This window comes from Pontimonas sp. (genome assembly GCF_031581085.1).
Taxonomy (GTDB): domain Bacteria; phylum Actinomycetota; class Actinomycetes; order Actinomycetales; family Microbacteriaceae; genus Pontimonas.
The window spans coordinates 1-20,221 of sequence record NZ_JAVLBO010000022.1; the positions used below are offsets into that span (position 1 = coordinate 1).

The following is a 20,221-nucleotide window of genomic DNA, read 5'->3' on the forward strand; positions in this document are numbered from 1 at the left end:
GTCGCACACGGCAACAGCCTGCGCGGCCTGGTCAAACACCTGGAGGGCTTAAGCGACGACGAGGTCACCGCACTGAACATCCCCACCGGCATTCCCCTGGTCTATGACCTCAACAAAAAGGGCGCCATCACCGCCCCGGGTCGTTACTTAGACCCCGCCGCAGCCAAGGCCGGAGCGGCAGCCGTGGCCTCCCAGGGCAATAGCCGCGGAGACGATACGGAAGCGGCCCGGGCATAGACCCTGTGCCGCCTACGCGGCCACAGGTCACCGAGGAGTTATTCGGCGCTGTCTGGGTCCCACTCGCCGGTCAGTAGGTAGAGGACCTTTTTCGAAATCGAGACACCGTGGTCGGCGAAGCGCTCGAGGTAGCGAGATGCCAGGGTGGCATCGACCACGGTGGCGGTTCCCGAACCGAACTCTTCGCTGAGGACTGTTTCGAACACGCTCAGGTGCAGGGCGTCAATCGAGTCGTCCAGGTCGCGAATTTCTTCCACTGCCTTCGGGTTGGGGTCTTGCAGGAGGGCGACAACGAGGCCGGCCATCTTCAGATCCAGAGCACCCATTTCTTTGAAGGTGGGGCGAATGCCTTTGGGGGCCACCTTTTCGGGGAAGCGGTACCGGGCGAGCTGCGCGAGGTGGGTGGCGAGGTCGCCCATGCGCTCCAGCGATGCGCTGATGCGCAGAGTGGAGATGACTTGGCGGAGGTCACCCGCGACGGGGGCCTGACGGGCGAGAATCGCGATGGCCTGTTCGTCTAGTTCACGAACGGCGTCGTCGATCAGGTGGTCCTGGGCGATGACTTCTTCAGCCAACTGGACGTCGGACTGGTTGAACGCGCGCACTGCGCGATCCATCGCCGCTTCGACACTTTGGGCGATGTCGACGAGGTCGTCTTTAAGGTCGGCGAGCTCTTGCTGGAATAGCTGGCGCATTGCGCTCCCTGCTGCATGTGGTGTGCGGTATGTGTGTCACCCTGTCGAATGGGGGTAAACGAGGGGTGAGGAGTTCGTAAACTCTTACACTTTTGTTCCTATTCTAACCGCGCCAGCTCGCATAGACCGGGAAGGGGCGCGTACCCTCAGGTTATGGACCTGTGGATGAGTTGGCCGCTTAGTGGCCTGCTCGGTTTTGTTGCAGGCGCGCTCATTGTCGGAGTGGTCTGGCTCATTCGACACCCCTGGTCTAGTCGGGGCGGAATCGATAAAGAAGTGGTTCCCGACGGGCTGGATACTGCGCTTGAAGTCATCGGCGCCACCGGCTTGGTCCTCGACGAGAGTAACCGGGTGATCCGGGCCTCCCGGGCAGCGCTCGATTTGGGTTTTGTCGAGGATCGCCACATCGCGATCGAGCAGGTCAATAAGTTAATCAAGCGCTCGAGGAAATCCGGGACCTCGCTTCAAGAAGAGTTCGAACTCGACACCCCAGAGGGGACCCCGCTGAAAGTCCTGGTGCGAGTGGCACCGCTTGGGTCCCGGTTTGTCTTGCTCGTCGCCGAAGATCGCTCCGATATTTATCGAATCGACAATGTTCGCCGCGATTTCATCGCCAATATCTCCCACGAGCTCAAAACCCCGATCGGGGCGGTGTCGCTCTTAGCCGAAGCGCTGAGTTTCTCGGCCGATGACGCCGATCAGGTCCGCCGCTTTGCCGCCAGTCTCGAAAAAGAAGCCAACCGGTTAGCCGAGCTCACCGGGGACATCATCGAACTCTCCCGGCTGCAATCCCTGGGCAGCGTGGCAGACGGTGAAGCCCTCTCCATCGACGACGTGGTCAATTCCGCGGTCGATGCCAACCGAGTGTTTGCCGAATCGGCGGAAATCGACCTCGTCGTCAACGCCAAATCGAAAGCGTGGGTGATGGGCGACCGCGGGTCTTTAGTCACCGCCGTGCACAACCTGGTGAGAAACGCCATCGCGTATTCCACCGCCCCCGCCCGGGTGGGCGTGGGCGTGGTGGTGCGCGATGGCCGCGTGGAAATATCCGTCACCGACCAGGGTGTGGGAATTTCCGCCCAAGAACTCGACCGAGTATTTGAGCGTTTTTACCGAGGCGATCCCGCACGGTCTCGACAGACCGGGGGCACGGGGCTCGGGTTGAGTATTGTCAAACACGTCGTGCACAACCACCGAGGCGAAGTGCGGGTGTGGTCACACCCGGGTCGGGGCTCCACGTTCACCATTAAGTTGGCTACTACCGAACCGGAGGCGAACCAGGGCTCTGGCGTGGAGGCGGCTACCGTGGTGGAGTCGAAAAAAGCGGGGGCGAACAAAGCCAGGCCCTCGGAGTTTGTGGCCACCACACCCCAGGAGCAAGACACCCCTACAAAGGGCCGTGAGAGGACAAGCGCGTGAGCACCATTTTGGTTGTTGAAGACGAAGCGTCACTGCGGGAGCCTTTGGAATATCTGCTGCGCCGCGAAGGCTACGACGTCATTGGGGTGGAAGACGGCCTGGAGGCGGTCACCGTCGCCCAGAGCGATAACCCCGACCTGATCCTGTTGGATCTGATGCTGCCGGGCATGCCCGGCACCGAAGTGTGCCGGGAAGTGCGCGCCCGCTCCAGCGTCCCCATCATCATGTTGACGGCGAAAGATTCGGAAGTGGACATCGTCGTGGGGTTGGAACTGGGCGCAGACGACTACATCACCAAGCCCTACTCCAGTCGGGAACTCCTCGCCAGAATCCGCGCGGTGCTTCGACGCCAGGAAGCCGACCAATCCGAATCCCAGCACGTGCTCGACCACCACGGGATTCGACTAGACACCGAAAAACACCAGGTCACACTCCGCGGTGAACAGGTGTCACTGCCGCTTAAAGAGTTCGAACTGCTGGAGTTGCTGATGGTCAACGCCGGTCGGGTGTTGACCAGGGGTCAAATTATCGACCGGGTCTGGGGCTCGGATTATTTCGGCGACACCAAGACACTCGACGTGCACATCAAACGCCTGCGCTCGAAAATCGAAGCGGTGCCCTCCCAACCGACAGTCATCGTCACGGTCCGAGGGCTCGGTTACCGCTTCGAAGCGTAACCGTTCAGGGTTCACCGTTCAGGGGTAACTGTTCGAGGCGTAACCGAGTAGATCACCGTCTCGTGCAGATCACCGTCTGGTGGCTGCGGGGTCATCACGTCAGAACCGAGCGAGCCTGCCGCGTGGGAGCGGGAGCTAGGGAACGAGTAGTTCGTATTCGGCCAGTGTCCCATCGAGTACCGGGACTTCGATGATTTCGCCTTGGGCGTCGCCGTGCTGGAAGTAGACGGGAAAGAGCGAACCGGCGACGATGTCGTCGTCGGAAATAATCAGCTGGTTGGCCGGGTCACTGCCTACTTGGAAAAGCTCCGGATCGGCGGGCAGGGCAATGATGTCGGTTTGGCGGGCGCCGGCCGAACCGTATTGGACGCGAAGGTCCACGTTTTCACCCGTGGTGTTCACCACGGTCATCACCAGGTTGGCCTCCGCACCGTCGCTGGTAATCAGCATGGCGTTTCGCACCGCGATGTCGTCCATCGTGGTGGCGACACCGTCGGAGGGGTCGTAGGGCTGCAGGTTCGCAATTTCGGCGGTAAATGTACAGCCGGTAAGAGCAGTTACGGTCAAAGCAGACGCCACGAGGGTCGGTGCAAAGCGAGCGTGCACGGTGGTTGCTGTCCTCCAGGGTGCTACCCCGCTCAGAGTTTCTGTCGGGCGCGGGGAAGTGGTCCGACACCCCTAGCCTAACCGACCGCGGGGCGTTCTGCCGAAGCCTCCGCCCGGTCTGCGTGCGGGAGTTGGTGGGCTGAACACCCCAACATTAAAAGGTGTTGCGCTTCCGCCTAGAACCCGGGAGCGGAATCGTAGCAGTAGTGCTGTGATAAACTGGGGATTTGTTGAAAGGGCGTTACTAAATGCAGTTTGAAGTAGGAGAAACCGTTGTCTACCCGCACCACGGTGCGGCAACCATCACCGAGGTGAAGCAACGGACCGTCAGAGGCGAAAAGAAGCTCTACCTCAAACTGAACGTCAAACAGGGCGATCTGACCATTGAGGTCCCCGCCGACAACGTCGACCTTGTCGGTGTGCGCGATGTAATCGGTCGTGAAGGCGTGAACCAGGTCTTCGACGTACTGCGCCAGCCCTTCACCGAAGAGCCCACCAACTGGTCGCGTCGCTATAAGGCCAACTTAGAAAAGTTGGCCTCCGGTGACGTCATCAAGGTCTCCGAAGTGGTGCGCGACCTGTGGCGACGAGACCAAGACCGCGGCCTTTCTGCGGGGGAAAAGCGCATGTTGGCCAAAGCTCGCCAGATTCTGATTTCCGAACTCGCACTCGCCGAGAAAACTGATGAGGACAAAGCCTCGCAGACTCTCGACGAGGTCCTCGCTTCCTAAGCTAGGTAGGGCCGGGCCGGTGACCCTTTCGGTGATTGTGGTCGCCGCGGGAAGCGGCGAGCGCCTTCAGGCAGCCTCTCCGAAAGCGTTTGTTCCACTCGGTGGGAAAACACTCCTGGAGCACTGCCTGACCCCGCTGTTAGGACTTGACCACCCACTCCAGGTCATCGTCGTCGCACCGGAAGGGTGGGAGACCCCGGCTGAGGCTCTCGCTCGCAGTGTGCTCGATTCCGACCAGTCCGAGCGGGTGATCGACCTCAGCGTGGTCACGGGTGGGGCGAGTCGAACCGAGAGTGTCCGCCGGGGTCTGGCGCTCGTTTCTGAGGCAGCTGATTATGTCCTCATTCACGATGCGGCCCGAGCACTGACACCGACCGACGTCTTTCAACGCGTCGTCGACGCGTTGAAAGAGGGTCACCCCGGCGTCATTCCCGTGCTGCCCGTGGTGGACACCATTGTCCCGGTGGATCCTTCGACGGCCGTCACCGCGGAGGCACACCCGCGTGACGCGCTGGGTGCTGTGCAGACACCGCAGGGTTTTCACCACCAGGCGCTCAGACACGCGTACGACGAGTTTGTGGGTGATGCCACCGATGACGCGGCTGTTTTTCGCGCGGCCGGAGGCGACGTGCGGGCGGTACCTGGCCACCGCGAGGGCCTCAAAGTCACCTACCCGGAAGACCTGGTGACCCTGGAGTTACTGGCCGGTGTGGCACCCGCGATGGCCCCCGGGGGCGTGGCTGGTGTATTGGTGGGCACGGGGGTCGATGTTCACCAGTTTGATGCCGACAAAGGACTGGTCCTGGGGGGAATGGAGTTTCACGGGGTTCCCGGTCTCGCCGGACACAGCGACGGTGACGTGATCGTGCACGCCATGACCGACGCACTTCTCGCGGCGGCCAGTCTCGGCGACTTAGGCGCCCATTTTGGTGTCGACCGGCCCGAATACGAGGGGGTCTCCAGCACCACGCTTCTTCGCCACGCGCTTGGCCTACTGCAGGATGCGGGGTTCGCCCCGGCGTCAGTGTCGGTCCAATACATTGCCAACCACCCCAAAATCGGACCGGTCCGTGAAGAAATGTGTCGGGCGCTTAGTGGCCTGGTGGGTGCGCCCGTGCACGTGGCGGGGACCACCACCGATGGCCTGGGCCTGACCGGTCGGGGGGAGGGTGCCGCGGCGATCGCCACGGCGCTCGTGGTGCCACACAAACTGGTGTAACCACCTGGCGACTACCATGAAGGCGTGCCCATCCGGTTATATGACTCTTTCGCGCGCGAGGTCGTCGACTTCGTGCCGCTTCAGCCTGGGCAGGTCTCGATGTATGTCTGCGGGCCGACCGTGCAATCCGAGCCCCATATCGGCCACCTGCGAAGCGCCCTGGTCTATGACCTGTGGTGGCGCTGGTTGGAACATCGAGGCTTGGATGTCACCATGGTGCGAAACGTCACCGACATCGACGACAAAATTCTGGAAAAGGCTGGTGAGGGCAACGAAGAGTGGTGGCAACTAGCCTCCCGCGTGGAGGGTGAGTTTCACCGCGCGAGCGACGCCATCGGTATTCGCCGCCCCGCCATCGAACCGAGAGCCACCGGCGATATTCCGGCGATGGTGGCGCTCATCGAGCGCCTCATCGACCGCGGTCACGCCTACACCAGCGACGACGGCTCCGGTGATGTCTATTTCGATGTCGCCAGTTGGCCCCGCTATGGCGAGTTGACCAGACAAAAACCAGAAGACATGGAACCTGGCGACGCGACCAGTGCGGCCAAGCGCTCCGTGCAGGACTTTGCCCTCTGGAAGGGACACAAGGATCATGAACCCCAGACCGCGTCGTGGCCCGCACCGTGGGGTGCGGGCCGCCCCGGCTGGCACCTGGAGTGTTCTGCCATGGCGGGGCGATACCTCGGCCCGGCCTTCGATATTCACGGCGGGGGCTTGGATCTGCGCTTTCCCCACCACGAAAACGAAATCGCCCAATCCACAGCAGCGGGCGACGACTTTGCCCGCCACTGGGTCCACAGCGCCTTGGTGCTAGTTAACGGCCAGAAGATGTCTAAATCGTTGGGCAACAGCATTTTTGCCGGTGACTGGCTCGAGAAAGCCCGGCCGATTGTGATCCGCTATGCGCTCAGTGCTGCCCACTACCGATCCGATATCGACCTTCACGACGGGGCCCTCGGCGAGGCAGAAAAAGCCTTCTCTCGAATCGAAGGTTTTGTGGAGAGAGGCCGCCACCTGCCAGAGGCCCCCACTGTTACCGCCAACGCAGTGGTTACCCACGCGGAGCTTCCCGATGCCTTCAGCGCCGCCATGGACGATGACCTGGGAATACCCGAAGCACTCGGGGTGCTCCACGACACGGTGCGCCGGGGAAACCACGCCATCGATGACGGTGATCACGAGGTCGCGGCCGGCGCCCGGGGTGAAGTCCTCGCCATGCTCGATGTGTTGGGACTCAACCCGCACTCAGCGCAGTGGGCCCACCAGTCCGGCAGTGCTGACCTGGCCAGCGCACACCTCGAGACCCTGGTGGCCACACTGCTGGAGGCCAGGATGAATGCCCGAGATTCCAAAGATTTTGCCCTGGCCGATCAGATTCGCGATGTCCTCCAGGCCGGTGGCATCGACGTGATGGATACAGCAGACGGCCCGCAGTGGAGTGTTCGTGGCAGCTAAAAAACCAGCCGGTAAACGCGTCGGCAGCGGCGGGCGGGGCAAAAAAGCCCTCGAGGGAAAAGGTCCCACCCCGAAAGCAGAAGAGCGACACTGGTATCGGGAGGGGAAAAAACCCGGCCGACCCAGTACCCGAGGCGCCAAGCGGCCCACCCGCCAAGACGGGCCCAGCGGGCCCGACGTGGTGTGTGGGAAAAACCCGGTCGTGGAAGCACTGCGCGCGGGTGTCCCCGCCAGCCAAATCACGATGGGTCAGCGGCTCCAGCGCGACCAGCGGGTCGTCGACATTCTGGAGATGGCGAGAAAGAAGAACATCCCCATCACGGAGGCGACAGCACCGGAGTTGGACCGCCTGGCCGGTACCGACGTCGTCCACCAGGGCATCATCCTCACCGTCCCCGCCTACCGCTACCAGGACCCGATGGACGTGGCGGAGCGCGCACTGGATCGTGTCGCCCAGCGCCTCTCCGGTCGAAGCCACGCACTCCTGGTCGCAGCCGACGGGGTGACCGACCCCAGGAACTTGGGTGCCATTGTGCGCTCGACGGCCGCGTTTGGCGGCTCCGGAGTCATCGTTCCCAAACGCCGCAGCGTGGGGGTGACCCCGGCGGTGTGGAAAACCTCTGCGGGGCAGTTGAGCCACGCGCCGGTCGCCCAAGCCTCCAACCTCACTCACACCCTCAAGGCCCTGCAAGAACGGGGCTATTTTGTGGTCGGCTTGGCCGGTGACAATGCCACCCCGGTCGGCGAGGCCGAACTGGGCGATGTTCCGATCGTTTTGGTGGTGGGAGCAGAAGGGGCGGGGCTTTCTCGACTGGTTCGCGAAACCTGCGACATGGTGGTGTCGATTCCGCTGGATCCGAAAACAGAATCCTTAAACGCCAGTGTCGCCACCGGAATCGCCCTCTACGAAATCGACCGGCAAAAACGCGCCGCGAACGACTAAACCGCGATACCCCTGCGCGGTGCTGGGCACACCGACTAGACCAGGTCGCGCCAGTTCAGTTCCCCGGTGGGGTGTGGTGGGGTGATGGCCCCGGTGGGGGGACCCATCACTGTGGCCTCATCGCGGCGGTGGACCAACACGTCGTCGATATACACCGAGAGCGCTTCGGCCAGCGACACGTCGCGGTCTTGGGCCCTGGAGAGCCTCGCGCGGTGGTGGAGGAGTTGATAAAACACTTCCGCCGGTTCCAGTTTGGTCCGCAAATCTCTGGGTATCGCGCGAACGACGGGTTCGAACACCCGGGTGAGCCACTCGTGGGCGAGCATTTCCTCATCGACGGCTTGGTCGGGATAAAACGTGGCCCGATACGAATCCAAGTCGTTGAGTAACTCGCGGGCCTGATTTTCGCCCGCATCGATTCCGGTGAGGCGAATGAGTCGTCTCTGGTGATGGCCGGAATCGACCACTTTGGGTTGAATCGAGAGTGTTGTGCCCGACTCATCGGAGGCCATACTGAGCTCTTCGATGTCGAAGCCCAGGGTATTGAGTTTGTCGATGCGCTCGCGGATTCGCCACCGCTCGGAACGGTCAAATGTTTCTTGACTGGTCAGTGCCTCCCAGAGTGACCGGTAGGACTCGACAATGGAGCCCGCCATTTCCACGGCGTCAATATCGGGGTCTAGTCGAGCACCGGCGTGGAGGTCGAGTAGTTCGCCGGCGACGTTGACCCGGGCGATTTCCAAATCGCTCTCTCGTTGACCGGAAGATAACCCACCGGGGTGTAGCGCACCGGTTTCGGCATCCACCAAATACGCCGCAAAGGCTCCCGCATCCCGGCGAAACAGGGTATTCGACAGCGACACGTCACCCCAGTAGAAACCCTCCAGGTGGAGCTTCACCAAGAGAAGCGCCATCGCGTCGACCAGGCGGGTCGCCGTCTCGGGCCTCAGGGTGTGAGAAAACACTGCCCGGTAAGGCAGTGAGAACTTTAAATGCCTGGTCACCAGTGCCGGCGGCAGGCTCTCGCCCTCCGCGCTTCGACGATCGGAGACAATCGCGACGGGTTCAACAGCGGGTGCCTCCAGGCGACCCAAGCTCTTCAGTAGGTCATATTCCCTCCGGGCGAGCTCTTCCGTGGTTTCTTTGACGGCCACCAAGTGATCAGCCAGGTGCACAAATCGCACCACGTGGCGAGAGATTCCTTTGGGGAGCGCCGCCACAGTCTCTTGTGGCCAATCCTGCAGGGGTAACTCCCAGGGCAGCTCAAAAAGCTCAGGACTCGGTTGGGAAGCGTGAATCGAGAGAGGCGACATTCACACTCCTTTCACCGCGTATCACCCACCACACAGCGCCGCACACCCACACGGACGCGGGCGATACCCGCAGAGAGCACACTGGGGGTTAGCGCCACCCGTGGCGCTAACCCCCAGTCTCTCGCACTCCTCGTGCGGTGGTGTGGACTACTTCTGGGAGACCACTTCGCGGTTGAGGCGAAGGCCCGTGTTGTTATCGAATACGTGCACGTGGCGATCGACCGGGGTGAGCACCACCGAGTCACCTTTATCCGGGTGTTCCCGGCCATCCACGCGGGCCACAATCGCGGTGGTCTCACCGCCCACCTCGGCTTCGCAGTAGAGGTAACCATCGGCACCCAGCTCTTCGACGAGAACCACTTTCGCGGGGATTCCCTCACCGGAGGTGTGGACGTCGATGTCTTCCGGGCGCACACCCACGGTGGCGTGGGTCGAGGTCGCCGCTTCGGTCGCTTCGCGCTCGACCGGTATGGTCGCCGAACCGAAGGTTAGACCGCCCTCGACCAATTCGGTGTCGAAAATGTTCATCGCCGGTGAACCAATGAATCCGGCGACGAACACGTTTTGTGGACGCTCGTAGAGCTCGCGGGGTGTTCCCACTTGCTGAAGCACACCGTCTTTCAAGACGGCGATGCGATCACCCATGGTGAGTGCTTCCACCTGGTCGTGGGTGACATACACGGTGGTCACCCCCAGGCGGCGCTGCAGCGAGGCGATTTGGGTCCGCGTCTGCACACGCAGTTTGGCGTCCAGGTTGGAGAGTGGCTCATCCATCAAGAACACCTGTGGCTCGCGCACAATGGCGCGACCCATCGCCACACGCTGGCGTTGACCACCAGAGAGGGCTTTGGGTTTCCGACTGAGGTAGGGCTCCAAGTCGAGAAGCTTCGCCGCTTCCTCGACGCGGGTGGCGCGCTCTTCTTTACTGACACCGGCGATTTTCAGGGCGAAACCCATGTTCTCGGCCACGGTCATGTGTGGGTAGAGCGCATAGTTTTGAAAGACCATCGCGATGTCGCGGTCCTTGGGGGGCATATCGGTGACGTCACGGTCACCGATCATGATGCGACCCGAGTTGACCTCTTCGAGGCCTGCGAGCATCCGAAGCGATGTCGACTTGCCGCAACCCGAGGGGCCGACGAGGACGAGGAACTCTCCGTCTTCGATTTCTAGTTCCAACTCATCTACAGCGGGGATTTCTGATCCCGGGTAGAGCCTGGATGCTTTGTCAAACGTGACAGTAGCCATTATTTTGTTCTCCTCTTCACCGGCAGGTACGTGCCGGACGATCCGTTGTGAATGAGACGGTGGCGCCTGTCACCAAGCGCCATCGCTTGATTTTTAGTATGGCACGCCCCCGCTGTGGGTGGCGAGCCGTAGTGTGCGAATCGGTATTCCAAGTTTCCGGCGGTAGCATGTAGAGCCGGCGGTGCGAGCCCCGTCTGGGCCCCGCAAAGTACCCACAGGCGAACAACGATCGGCAACGACCACACACGAAAGAGCACGCACAGAATGAACGCTTACTCCGAGCCCCGACAGTCCAAGAATCAGCGTCGCCAAGAGGCACGCGAGAAGGCTCGCCAGCTGCGGGAAAAGCAGTCGAAGCAGTCGAAGCAAAAAAAGATTATTCTGCAGTCCTCCCTCGCTGTTGTGGTGCTGGCCGTTATCGGTGTGGTGACCTTTTTCATCACCTCCTCGGTGACCCCGCAGGGGCCTGGCCCCCGGAACATGGCCAGTGACGGCATCAAAATTGGCCAAGACTTTGTCGCCGAGCGCACCGAAGCGCTCGAGCCAGAGGGCACCCCCACCCTGTCGTCGGAAAACCCTGAAGGGGTGGCGGCGATTGATATCTTCATCGACTACTCCTGCCCCGCCTGTGCTCAGTTTGAAGTGATCTATTCGGAACTGTTTCGCAACTGGTTAGAAAGCGGCACCGTCACCGTGGAATACCACCCGCTCTCGTTTAGGGACCCCCAGACCGCGGGGCAGCGCTACGCCACCCGCTCGGGTAACGCGGCAGCGTGTGTGGCAGACCTGGAGCCGGACTCCTTCTTCAACTACAGCGAAACACTCCTGTTCAACCAGCCCGCTCCCCCGGAAGAGGTGAGCCTCAGCGATGACGAGTTGGTAGGGCTTGCGGAAGAAGCGGGTGTGGCCAACATTGACGAGGTCGAGACCTGCATCAAAGAAGAACGCTTTGCCGACTGGCTCGATGACGCGACCGTGCGGGCGATGGGCACCGGACCGGTTCCGGTGCGAAACTCCCAGATCCCCGTCGTGGGGGGCACCCCCACGGTGCTGGTCAACGGCCAAGAGTATTCGGGTCGCTCACCGGCGGACCTCGCCGCCTTTGTCGCCTCGGTGGAGGACGTCGACGGCGCCGAATAAGGCATCGGCGACCGGCCAGTGTGGTCGGGCCGCTGGATCGGGCCGCTGGATTGGGCCGATCGATTGCTCTCGCTACTTTTTGAAGATGCTGTAGCGGGTGAGGTCGAGGCGACGCTGCCAGCGAAGCTTCCTCTGGTGGGTCGCTATCGCCTGTTGCCACAGCCGAAAGTTGTCGCTTAACAGCGCGATGGTGAACAGTTCGCGCTCACGGTCTGGCATCAGCGGTTCGCTGGAGACAGCGCCATCGGGTGTGCCAAAAGCAAACCAACTGGTGAGCTCCGCCGAGCTGTCGTGGAAGAACTCTTCGTGGAGGTGGTCGGGAATGGTGCGGTAGGCCGCCCGGTTTCCCCACACCAGGTGGACGGCGACCATGGCGACCAGGTGCTGCCTGGTCGACTCCGGAAGCGCCGGGATGAGGTTTCGCTCTCGAATCCGTCGAATTTGGGCGATCCGCACGAGGGTTTTTTCGCCTTTGGACCGTGTGGCACTACTGCCCATTTCACCCCTGATGTATCGGTAACACAGGTGGTCGACGGCACCGATGGATCCCGCGCGAAGGAGCGCCTCGGTGCTGGAGGGTAGGTCTTGGTGGTACCCGGCGGGAAAGACGATGTCTTCATCGATGATGAACTCCCGCCTGAAGGCCTTCGACCACGTCGATGGCGGCCAGAAAAACAGCTCCGGGTGTTCGCCAAGCCTCCAACCTTCCGGGCTGGAGGCGACTCTGGTCAACATGTCGGGTGAATGCAGCGGTTTATCCCGGCCTCGTTTATTCTCCAGCGTGCCCAGAAGCAATAAGTCTGCGCGGGACTCGGCGGCGACCGCCGCGATTGCTGAGAGCGCTCCGGGAAGTAGTTCGTCATCCGAATCCACAAACACGACATATTTGCCGCGGGCTTCTGCAGCGGCCGTATTGCGCGCAGGACCCAAACCCTGGTTGTGCGGGTGGTCGATAAACCGAACGCTCACTTCCTGTTTCCCGGACTCTGTGGGGCCTGGTGGGGTCACTGACCGGGCCACCTGGAGCGAATTGTCACTCGAGGCGTCATTGACGATGAGGACTTCGTAGTCGTCGAAATCTTGGGAGTAGATCGACTCGAGGGCCCGGGTGATGGTGTCTTCTGACTGATACATCGCCACTGCCACCGTGAGAAGGGGGCTAGCAGGCATGGGGTTAGTGTATCCGGGCGCTCAACACCTTCTGGGGGCGTTATCCTTAGAAGGCCCTGCCGGCTTGGCGCAATTGGTAGCGCATCCGACTTGTAATCGGAAGGTTGCGGGTTCAAGTCCCGCAGCCGGCCCCATTTCCTCCCACACCAAGGGGGTGCGTGCGTGGAGCGACTCGTGAGAAGGCTCCTGCCCGCACTCGCCACCGGCCTGGTGTGGCTACTGGTGGCAAGCCTGGGGGGCTTGGTCCACAGCACGACTCGCAACGCTGAGCCCCACCCACCCGGCACAGACACCACCGTCACCGAAGACGCCTCCGCGCATTCTGCGGGCAGCGCGCAATCGCTCGAATCGCAACATGCTGGTTCCCAGACCCCAGACAATCACTCAACGTCTTCCCGCGCAGCAGAGGGTGCAGCAGAGCGTGCTGCGGGCGGCACTACTGCAGGGTCAGCCCTTCGGCTTCGCACCTGCCTGGTCCCAGAGGCCCTCGTGTGGGATACCGACGGGGAATTGTCCGTGGCGGTGTCGGCACTGGGCGATGGCTCCTCTGAAGGGCCACTGCTGCTGGGGATTAATGAAGACCAGCCTGTCGCCCCGGCCAGCGTGGTGAAGCTGTTCACCGCCGTGGCGGCACTGGAGGTGTTGGGACCGGACTTTCGTTTTCACACCCGCGTGCGAGCTGGCGAGACACCCGGAGATGTGTGGTTAATCGGGGGCGGCGATGTGACGCTCACCCGAGCTGCCGGAGCGAACTACTACGACAGCGAATCACACCTCGAGCGCCTCGCCGCATCGGCTGTGGCCACAGCAGAGGGTGTGACCATCCAGCGCGTGTGGGTCGATGATTCCCGCTACGCGCGTTTTCCCGACTGGGATGAATCGTGGCGGCCGGGTTCCGCGGCACTCGGCTACGTCGCGCCGATTACTGCACTCCAAGTCGATGGCGATCGTGACCAACCCGCCGTTCGCCTCTCACCTCGCTCCACAGACCCCACTTCCCGGGCGACCCAGTGGTTTGTCGACGCCGTGGAGCGAACAGGGCAGGCGCGACCAGAAATCGTTGAATCGGGTAGTGACTCAGGGCTGGCAGTGCTTCAGGGCTGGGTAGTGCTTCAGGGCTTGCCCGTGCTCCTGAGGGTCGCCTGTTGGCGGAAGTGTCTTCCGCGCCGCTGTCGCAGTTGGTTCAGATCATGCTGATCGACAGCGACAATTCGCTCGCCGAAGTCATCGCCCGCGAAGTGGCACTGGCACTCGATCCGACCGGTGAGCTGGGTATTAGCCCGGGTGAGGCAATCCTGCGCGCTGTCGAGGGGGTATTTCGCCGCTCTGCGGGAGTATCTGACGACAGTCTGGAAGGAGCGGTGATTCACGACGGCTCGGGGCTTAGCCCACTGAGTGGCCTAAGCCCGCAGGCCGTCGTCAGTCTGCTGTGGCTGGTGGAGCACACAGCGCAGTGGAAGCAGGTCGAATCGAGTCTTCCCGTCTCTGGCCAAAGCGGTTCGCTGAGACAGCGCTACCGGGTAGTGGCCTCGGAGATGCAAGGACTGGTGCGGGCAAAGACCGGCAGTATCCGTGGCACGAGGAGCCTTGCCGGGTATCTGGAGACCCCACCGGTTCAGCCAGAGGACGCACCAGAAGACGAAGTCTCAGCGGGCGAGCGGTTGGCCTTTTCCATCGTGCTCAGTGGCAACCAGGTGTCCAATGCCAGCAGGGACGATATTGACCGCCTGGTGGCAGCCCTGGCCCAGTGCGGGGAGAACCTGGCAGACTGGCATGACCCAAACAATTAGCCAACCTGTGGGGTGAGTGCTGTGCGAGGACTCCTGGTCGTTGATATCCAAAACGATTTCACTGAAGGTGGTGCACTCGGCGTCGAGGGTGGCACCCAGGTGGCCCGCGATGTCAGTGCGTTTCTCGCCGAACACCACGGAGACTATTCGCTGATCATTGCCTCCAGGGATTGGCACGACGCCGATAACGACAACGGTGGTCACTTCGCCACCGATGCTGCTCCCAACTTTGTTGACACCTGGCCCGTGCACTGCGTGGCGGGGACATTCGGTGCCGAATATCACCCCGAGTTAGACCTCCAACACATCGGTGTTCACGTGAAAAAAGGGATGGGTGAGCCGTCCTATTCGATGTTTGAGGGCAGTAGTGAAGACGGCCACAGCGTGGCCGACGTGCTCGGCCAACACGGCGTGAGCGAAGTCGACGTCGTGGGGATTGCCACCGACCACTGTGTGCGCGCCAGCGCACTCGATGCCCTCGGTGTGGGCTTAAAGGTGAACGTGTTGACCGACCTGATTGCCGCGGTCACACCGGAGAGTGGACAGGCCGCACTGGACGAGTTGGTCCACCACGGGGCGACCCTTCAGACCGCGGGCTAATTCGGCCACAGGTCCCGTTACACCAGCAGTTGATGTTTGGCGAGGTCCCGATACAGCGGCGTCGATTTCACCAGTTCCGAGTGGGTTCCCTCACCGATGACCCGACCGTGGTCTAAGACCACAATGTGGTCGCTATCGACCACGGTGGAGAGCCGGTGGGCGATGACCATCAGGGTTCGACCTTCGGAGACTTTATCGATTGCTTCTCGCATCATTTGTTCGTTGACACCATCGAGTGACGAGGTCGACTCGTCGAGGAGCAAAATCGGGGGTGCGGCGAGCAGGGCGCGTGCGATGGCCAATCGTTGGCGCTCGCCACCGGAGAGCATCACTCCGGCTTCACCGACGGGGGCATCCAAACCGGCGGGGTCACGGTCCAACACGCTCTCGAGGTTCACCCGCTGCAACACTTCCACGCAGTCGGCGTCGTCGGCCTCAGAGGCGGCCAACAGCAGGTTTTGTCTGATGGTGCCGGCCAACACCGGGGCGTCTTGTTCGACATAACCCAGTTGGGAGCGCAGGTCTTCTCGATCGAGGGTTCTAATATCGTGACCCCCGAGGGAAATGACCCCCGCAGTGGGGTCATAGAAGCGCTCCAGGAGGGCAAAAACGGTCGATTTTCCGGCGCCGCTTGGCCCGACCAGTGCCACCCGGGCACCCAGTGGGACCTCAAAAGAGACCTCGGTGAGGACGGCTTGGCGGGTCTTGCCAGGCTCCAGGTCGATCGGGCCGGTCAGTGAGGCGACAGCATCCTCGCCGATTTCTTCGGCGACGACTTTTTCCGCTTCGCTTCTGTGGGCGCGCTCCGGATAGGAAAAGCTCACCTTCTGGAAGGCCAGTGCGGGCTGGGTCGAATCCGCCATCGTGGGAGGCGACTGACTCGCGGGTGCATCGTCTGCGGCCTCACCGGGCAGGTCAATGATTTCTTGAATGCGGCCCAGGGCTCCCAGTGCTTGGTTGACCGAATTGATCGCTCCAAAGGCTTGGCCGAGCGGCATGATCATCATGAACAAAAACAGGATGAACGCCACCAGGCTCGCGACCGTGATGGCGCCACTGGCCACCCGGTAGCCGCCCACTCCCAACACGACGAGGAAGGCCACCTGGAGGGCAATACCGGAAATGGGGACCACCAGGGCGGAAATACGGGCGACCTGCAGGCCCATCCGCCAGGCACCCTCCGCGTCCTTATCGATTGTGTCGATTTCACGGTGGGTGGCGTTTGCCGCTCGCACCGTGCGGATCGCGCTAATGGCGCGCTCCACGCTGGCGGTCAAGTCACCGACTCGCTCTTGGGCTTTTCTACTGGCCACTCGAATGCGCCTGGAGAGGGTCACCACGGTGGTCACCGCGACCGCGACGACGACGATGGTCAAACTAAAGAGCAGCGCATCGAGTACCAACATCGCGATGATTGCTCCCACAAACGTGAGCGCACCACCAATCGCTTCGACCAGGCCCTGGGTCAAGACTGCCCGCAGCAGCGTGGTGTCGGAGCCGACACGGGAGACCAAGTCTCCCGTTCGACGCTCATCGAATTCCCGGATGGGCAAAAACAGCATCCGGCGGATCAGTTGTTTCCGACTGGAGAGGACAACGCCTTCACCGGTTTTTTGCAGCAGGTAGTGGCGGTAGCCAGAGAGCAGGGCCGAGGCGACAACGAGGCCGACCAGTGTCCACACCAGCCATTCCAGTTCGAGACCCGATTCGACGCGGCTGATCACCTCCGCCACGAGCAGTGGCTGGGCGAGGCCGGTCAGGGCACCGAGGGCGCTCAGCGCAATGACGACACCGAGAACCTTTTTGTGCTCCAGCAGGTAGGGCACCAGCTGTCGGAAACGAGCTTTTGGGGCGCCGTCGTCGTCGAGGTCGCCCCTGCGGGGCGCTGTCGATGTTCCTCGCATCCGGCGGGGACCAAAACCCATACTCATAGAAGTAGTCTGCCTGTTCACTCTCGTGGTTTCCGGTGTGCCGGGCGCTTATGCTCCGCCATGGCGGCCCTCTTAGTGTGTGCGCTGCGGCTGTGTGCCACACTCATGTTCGCTCAGCGGATAACCACCCGCGATGGTTAGGCTCGACCCTTGTGACAAAACCCCATCCGGTCATTACCGCACGAGAGCTCACCAAGGTCTATGACGAGACCACCGCCGTCGACCACATCAGCTTCGAGGTCGCCCCGGGGGAGTCGTTTGGACTGCTCGGTCCAAACGGTGCCGGCAAATCGACCACGATGCGCATGGTCGGAGCCGTCTCCGGCAGAACCTCCGGCGAGTTGGACATCCTGGGCATGGACCCGAACCTCGAGGGGCCAGCCATTCGCGCCCAGCTGGGTGTGGTGCCACAGCAGGACAACCTCGACCATGAACTGCTCGTTCGAGACAACCTCATTGTCTACGGGCGCTACTTTGGCCTGCCCACCGCGTGGTTAACAGAACGCGCCGAAGCCCTTCTCGATTTTGCGGAACTTCAGGACAAAGCCGACCAGAAAGTGGATTCGCTCAGTGGCGGAATGAAAAGGCGACTCACCATTGCCCGGTCGCTGATTAACGACCCCAAAATCTTGCTCTTGGACGAGCCCACCACGGGTCTGGATCCCCAGGCCCGACACGTGCTGTGGGACCGGCTTTTTCGCCTGAAAGAGCAGGGCACCACGCTCGTGCTCACCACCCACTACATGGATGAAGCCGAGCAGCTCTGTGATCGTTTGGTCGTCATCGATGAGGGTCGAATCATGGCCGAAGATTCGCCAAGCGCCCTGATCCGGCAGTATTCGAGTAAAGAAGTCGTCGAGTTGCGTTTTGGTTCGGATCGAAACGAGCAGATGGCCGACTCGATCCGCGAGGCGGCACAGTCTCTGGAGGTACTGCCCGACCGGCTACTCGCCTACACCGACGACGGCGAGGGCCTACTCCACCACTTGAAGGGCCAAGGGGTCGAACCGGTCACCTCGCTGGTGCGCCGCTCCAGCCTGGAAGATGTGTTTTTGACCCTGACCGGTCGGAGCCTGATCGAATGAGCGTGATCTCATGAGTAGGGCCGACACATCGAAGGCCGTCAAGGCCGACAGGGCCGACAGGGCTCCGTCACCGTGGCAGTTCTGGTTTGTCACGGAGAGAAAGATCCGCGCACTGCGCGGTTATGCCTCCAGTGCGTTTATCACCAGCATCGCCAACCCGGTGGTGTATCTACTGGCACTAGGGGTGGGCCTGGGAAGCCTGGTCCCCGAAGGGGTCCAGGGTGTCGACTACCTGATGTTTGTTGCCCCGGCGCTCTTGGCCATGTCGGCGGTCTTCGTCGCGAACGAGGAATCGACCTACCAAATCCTGGTGGGCTTTCGATACCGCCCGATTTACATCGCCATGCATCAAACCCCGCTGCGCGGGGTCGACATTGTTGTCGGCCACGTCACCTTCGTGTTGCTGCGGATGCTCGCGACAGCGACCATTTACTTCCTGGTCATCATTGCCTTCGGCGGTATTTCGCAGGCCTCGGCACTCTGGATGGTGCCCATCGCGGCGATGACGGGAATGGCGATCGGCAGCCTCATCATGGCCTACGCCGCGACGATCACCACCGACCGCGGTCAGTTACCGATGCTCTACCGACTCATTTTTGTTCCGCTGTTTCTCTTTTCGGGGACGTTTTTCCCGCTGGAGCAGTTACCGATCTTCCTGCAGCCCATCGGTTGGATTTCCCCGCTCTGGCACGGGGCGCAGTGGGGGCGTGTGGTCTCCTACGGTCACGTGGAGCCAGGCTGGTTGACCGCAGTCCACGGGGTGTATTTGGCGCTGCTGATCGTGCTGGGCGTCACCCTCGCCATCCGGACCTTCACGAAGAGGCTGGGTCGATGACAGCGACCGCGCCCCTGCCCGAGCAGAAAACACACCGCTGGTTGCCGGCGTCACTGGCTGGCCTCTATGCCGGAAATATCCGCGCCGTCTGGCGTCGCGGTCTAGAAGCCACCAAGTCGACCAACGCGCTGGTAATCCTCAGTGGGTTTTTCGAGCCCGTGTTCTATTTGCTCTCCATCGGGGTCGGCTTTGGTGCCCTCGTGGGCGAGGTGGAAAACGCGGCGGGCGAGCCGGTTAGTTACGCCGCCTACATCGCGCCTGCCCTGTTGGCCGTGGCGGCGATGAATGGCGCGGTGTTTGATTCGACCTGGAACGTGTTTTTCAAGCTGAACTTCCAGCGCCTCTATGAGGGAATGCTCCAAACCACGCTGGGACCACTCGATGTCGCGGTCGGTGAGATTACCCTCGCACTGATGCGCGGTGCCCTCTATGCCAGCGGCTTTCTCATCGTGATGCAGCTATTGGGTCTGGTCCTCTCCCCGTGGGCGCTACTGGTACTGCCCGCCGTGGTGCTCATCGCCCTGTGTTTCGCCGCCATCGGGATGAGTGTGACCAGCTACCTCACCACGTTCCAGCAGATGAGTTGGGTGAACTTTGCCCTGCTGCCGCTGTTTTTGTTCTCTGGGACTTTCTACCCCCTCGATGTCTACCCCGAGCCCCTGCAGTGGGTCGTCCAAGCGCTGCCGCTGTGGCACGGTGTGGAAATGCTGCGGGCGTTGACCACGGGCGCCGTGAGCCTCGCCACCCTGGGTCACGTGGCCTATTTCGTGGTGATTGGCACAATCGGCACCCTCTTTGCCACCAGGCGACTACGGGTGCTCTTTTTCGACTAAACCCCGATGACCTGCGGGCTTCTATACTCGAGGCCATGCGTATTGGGTTGTTGCCGTCATCCGGGACGGCGTCCCGGATGAATGGGATACCCAAATTCTTACTCCCCGTGTCCGAAGACCTCCAGTGCCTGTTGGACTACCACGTGCGGCTGATGCAGCCCACGGTGGAGAAGATTATTATTCCCACCCGCAGTGAGTGGGTCGACGTGGTGAGGTCGTTTGATTTTGGCTCCCACGTGGAGGTCATCGAGCTCAACACCCAGACGATGGCAGAAACCCTGCGCCGTGCCT

At 61.8% G+C, this 20,221-nt stretch carries 20 protein-coding genes, 1 tRNA gene and 1 pseudogene; 16 read left to right on the forward strand and 6 right to left on the reverse strand.

Annotated elements, in window-relative coordinates:
* Positions 1-237, forward strand: a pseudogene (locus RI518_RS06395) (hypothetical protein); the annotation flags it as partial.
* Between the two features lie 38 nt (positions 238-275).
* On the opposite strand, the gene phoU reads toward RI518_RS06395, so the two are convergent.
* Positions 276-932 carry a phosphate signaling complex protein PhoU gene (phoU, locus tag RI518_RS06400; RefSeq protein ID WP_310672425.1) on the reverse strand — a complete coding sequence of 219 codons (657 nt, stop codon included), beginning with the start codon at positions 930-932 and terminating at the stop codon, positions 276-278.
* A 153-nt stretch (positions 933-1,085) separates the two neighbouring features.
* On the opposite strand from phoU, the gene RI518_RS06405 reads away from it, so the two are divergent.
* Entirely contained in the window at positions 1,086-2,351 is a 1,266-nt protein-coding gene (locus tag RI518_RS06405; RefSeq protein WP_310672426.1) for an ATP-binding protein, read from the forward strand.
* Positions 2,348-3,028: a response regulator transcription factor gene (locus tag RI518_RS06410; RefSeq protein WP_310672427.1), complete on the forward strand. Its 681-nt coding sequence runs from the start codon at positions 2,348-2,350 to the stop codon at positions 3,026-3,028. The genes RI518_RS06405 and RI518_RS06410 overlap by 4 nt, the downstream gene beginning before the upstream one ends.
* A 135-nt stretch (positions 3,029-3,163) precedes the next feature.
* Here RI518_RS06410 and RI518_RS06415 read toward each other — a convergent pair whose 3' ends face one another.
* Positions 3,164-3,595 (reverse strand): hypothetical protein, encoded by a 432-nt coding sequence (locus RI518_RS06415; protein WP_310689642.1) that lies wholly within the window; start codon positions 3,593-3,595, stop codon positions 3,164-3,166.
* Positions 3,596-3,882: 287 nt separating this feature from the next.
* Here RI518_RS06415 and RI518_RS06420 point away from each other — a divergent pair, with 287 nt between their 5' ends.
* The 4 genes from RI518_RS06420 to rlmB are packed head-to-tail and all read left to right on the forward strand — an operon-like array spanning position 3,883 to position 7,985.
* Positions 3,883-4,365, forward strand: a complete 483-nt coding sequence (locus tag RI518_RS06420; protein ID WP_310672082.1) for a CarD family transcriptional regulator — start codon at positions 3,883-3,885, stop codon at positions 4,363-4,365.
* A 19-nt stretch (positions 4,366-4,384) separates the two neighbouring features.
* Complete coding sequence (gene ispD, locus RI518_RS06425) at positions 4,385-5,584, forward strand: 2-C-methyl-D-erythritol 4-phosphate cytidylyltransferase (protein WP_310689643.1); 1,200 nt, start codon at positions 4,385-4,387, stop codon at positions 5,582-5,584.
* A gap of 24 nt (positions 5,585-5,608) precedes the next feature.
* A complete protein-coding gene (gene cysS / locus RI518_RS06430; protein ID WP_310689644.1) occupies positions 5,609-7,042 on the forward strand; it encodes a cysteine--tRNA ligase in 1,434 nt (477 codons plus the stop codon).
* Positions 7,032-7,985: a 23S rRNA (guanosine(2251)-2'-O)-methyltransferase RlmB gene (rlmB, locus tag RI518_RS06435; RefSeq protein ID WP_310672079.1), complete on the forward strand. Its 954-nt coding sequence runs from the start codon at positions 7,032-7,034 to the stop codon at positions 7,983-7,985. The genes cysS and rlmB overlap by 11 nt, the downstream gene beginning before the upstream one ends.
* 35 nt (positions 7,986-8,020) lie before the next feature.
* Here rlmB and RI518_RS06440 read toward each other — a convergent pair whose 3' ends face one another.
* On the reverse strand, positions 8,021-9,298 hold the full coding sequence (locus tag RI518_RS06440; protein WP_310689645.1) for a DUF4032 domain-containing protein: 1,278 nt from the start codon (positions 9,296-9,298) through the stop codon (positions 8,021-8,023).
* A 147-nt stretch (positions 9,299-9,445) separates the two neighbouring features.
* Positions 9,446-10,546: a sn-glycerol-3-phosphate ABC transporter ATP-binding protein UgpC gene (locus RI518_RS06445; RefSeq protein WP_310689646.1), complete on the reverse strand. Its 1,101-nt coding sequence runs from the start codon at positions 10,544-10,546 to the stop codon at positions 9,446-9,448.
* Positions 10,547-10,810: 264 nt separating this feature from the next.
* Here RI518_RS06445 and RI518_RS06450 point away from each other — a divergent pair, with 264 nt between their 5' ends.
* Complete coding sequence (locus RI518_RS06450) at positions 10,811-11,686, forward strand: thioredoxin domain-containing protein (protein ID WP_310672075.1); 876 nt, start codon at positions 10,811-10,813, stop codon at positions 11,684-11,686.
* A 72-nt stretch (positions 11,687-11,758) separates the two neighbouring features.
* Here RI518_RS06450 and RI518_RS06455 read toward each other — a convergent pair whose 3' ends face one another.
* Positions 11,759-12,856, reverse strand: a complete 1,098-nt coding sequence (locus RI518_RS06455; protein WP_310689647.1) for a glycosyltransferase — start codon at positions 12,854-12,856, stop codon at positions 11,759-11,761.
* Positions 12,857-12,914: 58 nt separating this feature from the next.
* On the opposite strand from RI518_RS06455, the gene RI518_RS06460 reads away from it, so the two are divergent.
* The 4 genes from RI518_RS06460 (at position 12,915) to RI518_RS06475 (ending at position 15,246) form a co-directional block, all read left to right on the forward strand.
* Positions 12,915-12,990: transfer RNA gene (locus RI518_RS06460), tRNA-Thr, on the forward strand.
* Positions 12,991-13,018: 28 nt separating this feature from the next.
* On the forward strand, positions 13,019-14,053 hold the full coding sequence (locus RI518_RS06465; protein ID WP_310689648.1) for a D-alanyl-D-alanine carboxypeptidase: 1,035 nt from the start codon (positions 13,019-13,021) through the stop codon (positions 14,051-14,053).
* The gene (locus tag RI518_RS06470) at positions 14,011-14,646 is read left to right on the forward strand and encodes a D-alanyl-D-alanine carboxypeptidase (RefSeq protein WP_310689651.1); all 636 of its coding nucleotides are present in this window, start codon (positions 14,011-14,013) and stop codon (positions 14,644-14,646) included. Before RI518_RS06465 ends, RI518_RS06470 begins: the two co-directional genes overlap by 43 nt.
* Positions 14,647-14,667: 21 nt before the next feature.
* Positions 14,668-15,246, forward strand: a complete 579-nt coding sequence (locus RI518_RS06475; protein WP_310672072.1) for an isochorismatase family protein — start codon at positions 14,668-14,670, stop codon at positions 15,244-15,246.
* A 17-nt stretch (positions 15,247-15,263) separates the two neighbouring features.
* Here the strand turns inward: RI518_RS06475 and RI518_RS06480 are convergent, their stop codons facing one another.
* Entirely contained in the window at positions 15,264-17,177 is a 1,914-nt protein-coding gene (locus RI518_RS06480; RefSeq protein ID WP_397428162.1) for an ABC transporter ATP-binding protein, read from the reverse strand.
* A gap of 152 nt (positions 17,178-17,329) precedes the next feature.
* Here RI518_RS06480 and RI518_RS06485 point away from each other — a divergent pair, with 152 nt between their 5' ends.
* The 4 genes from RI518_RS06485 to RI518_RS06500 form a co-directional block, all read left to right on the forward strand.
* Positions 17,330-18,262, forward strand: a complete 933-nt coding sequence (locus tag RI518_RS06485) for an ATP-binding cassette domain-containing protein (RefSeq protein ID WP_310672071.1) — start codon at positions 17,330-17,332, stop codon at positions 18,260-18,262.
* Positions 18,263-18,272: 10 nt separating this feature from the next.
* Positions 18,273-19,097: an ABC transporter permease gene (locus RI518_RS06490; RefSeq protein WP_310689649.1), complete on the forward strand. Its 825-nt coding sequence runs from the start codon at positions 18,273-18,275 to the stop codon at positions 19,095-19,097.
* Positions 19,094-19,930: an ABC transporter permease gene (locus tag RI518_RS06495; RefSeq protein ID WP_310672069.1), complete on the forward strand. Its 837-nt coding sequence runs from the start codon at positions 19,094-19,096 to the stop codon at positions 19,928-19,930. Before RI518_RS06490 ends, RI518_RS06495 begins: the two co-directional genes overlap by 4 nt.
* Positions 19,931-19,965: 35 nt before the next feature.
* Positions 19,966-20,221 (forward strand): hypothetical protein (locus RI518_RS06500; protein WP_310689650.1); only part of this gene is annotated, 256 nt, incomplete at its 3' end.

Bases quoted from the DNA above. Each gene is read 5' to 3' on its own strand.
- RI518_RS06440 (WP_310689645.1), bottom strand. From the start codon at position 9,298: ATGTCGCCTCTCTCGATTCACGCTTCCCAACCGAGTCCTGAGCTTTTT.
- RI518_RS06420 (WP_310672082.1), top strand. From the start codon at position 3,883: ATGCAGTTTGAAGTAGGAGAAACCGTTGTCTACCCGCACCACGGTGCG.
- phoU (WP_310672425.1), bottom strand. From the start codon at position 932: ATGCGCCAGCTATTCCAGCAAGAGCTCGCCGACCTTAAAGACGACCTC.
- RI518_RS06405 (WP_310672426.1), top strand. From the start codon at position 1,086: ATGGACCTGTGGATGAGTTGGCCGCTTAGTGGCCTGCTCGGTTTTGTT.
- RI518_RS06450 (WP_310672075.1), top strand. From the start codon at position 10,811: ATGAACGCTTACTCCGAGCCCCGACAGTCCAAGAATCAGCGTCGCCAA.
- RI518_RS06455 (WP_310689647.1), bottom strand. From the start codon at position 12,856: ATGCCTGCTAGCCCCCTTCTCACGGTGGCAGTGGCGATGTATCAGTCA.
- RI518_RS06445 (WP_310689646.1), bottom strand. From the start codon at position 10,546: ATGGCTACTGTCACGTTTGACAAAGCATCCAGGCTCTACCCGGGATCA.
- RI518_RS06490 (WP_310689649.1), top strand. From the start codon at position 18,273: ATGAGTAGGGCCGACACATCGAAGGCCGTCAAGGCCGACAGGGCCGAC.
- RI518_RS06480 (WP_397428162.1), bottom strand. From the start codon at position 17,177: ATGAGTATGGGTTTTGGTCCCCGCCGGATGCGAGGAACATCGACAGCG.
- RI518_RS06495 (WP_310672069.1), top strand. From the start codon at position 19,094: ATGACAGCGACCGCGCCCCTGCCCGAGCAGAAAACACACCGCTGGTTG.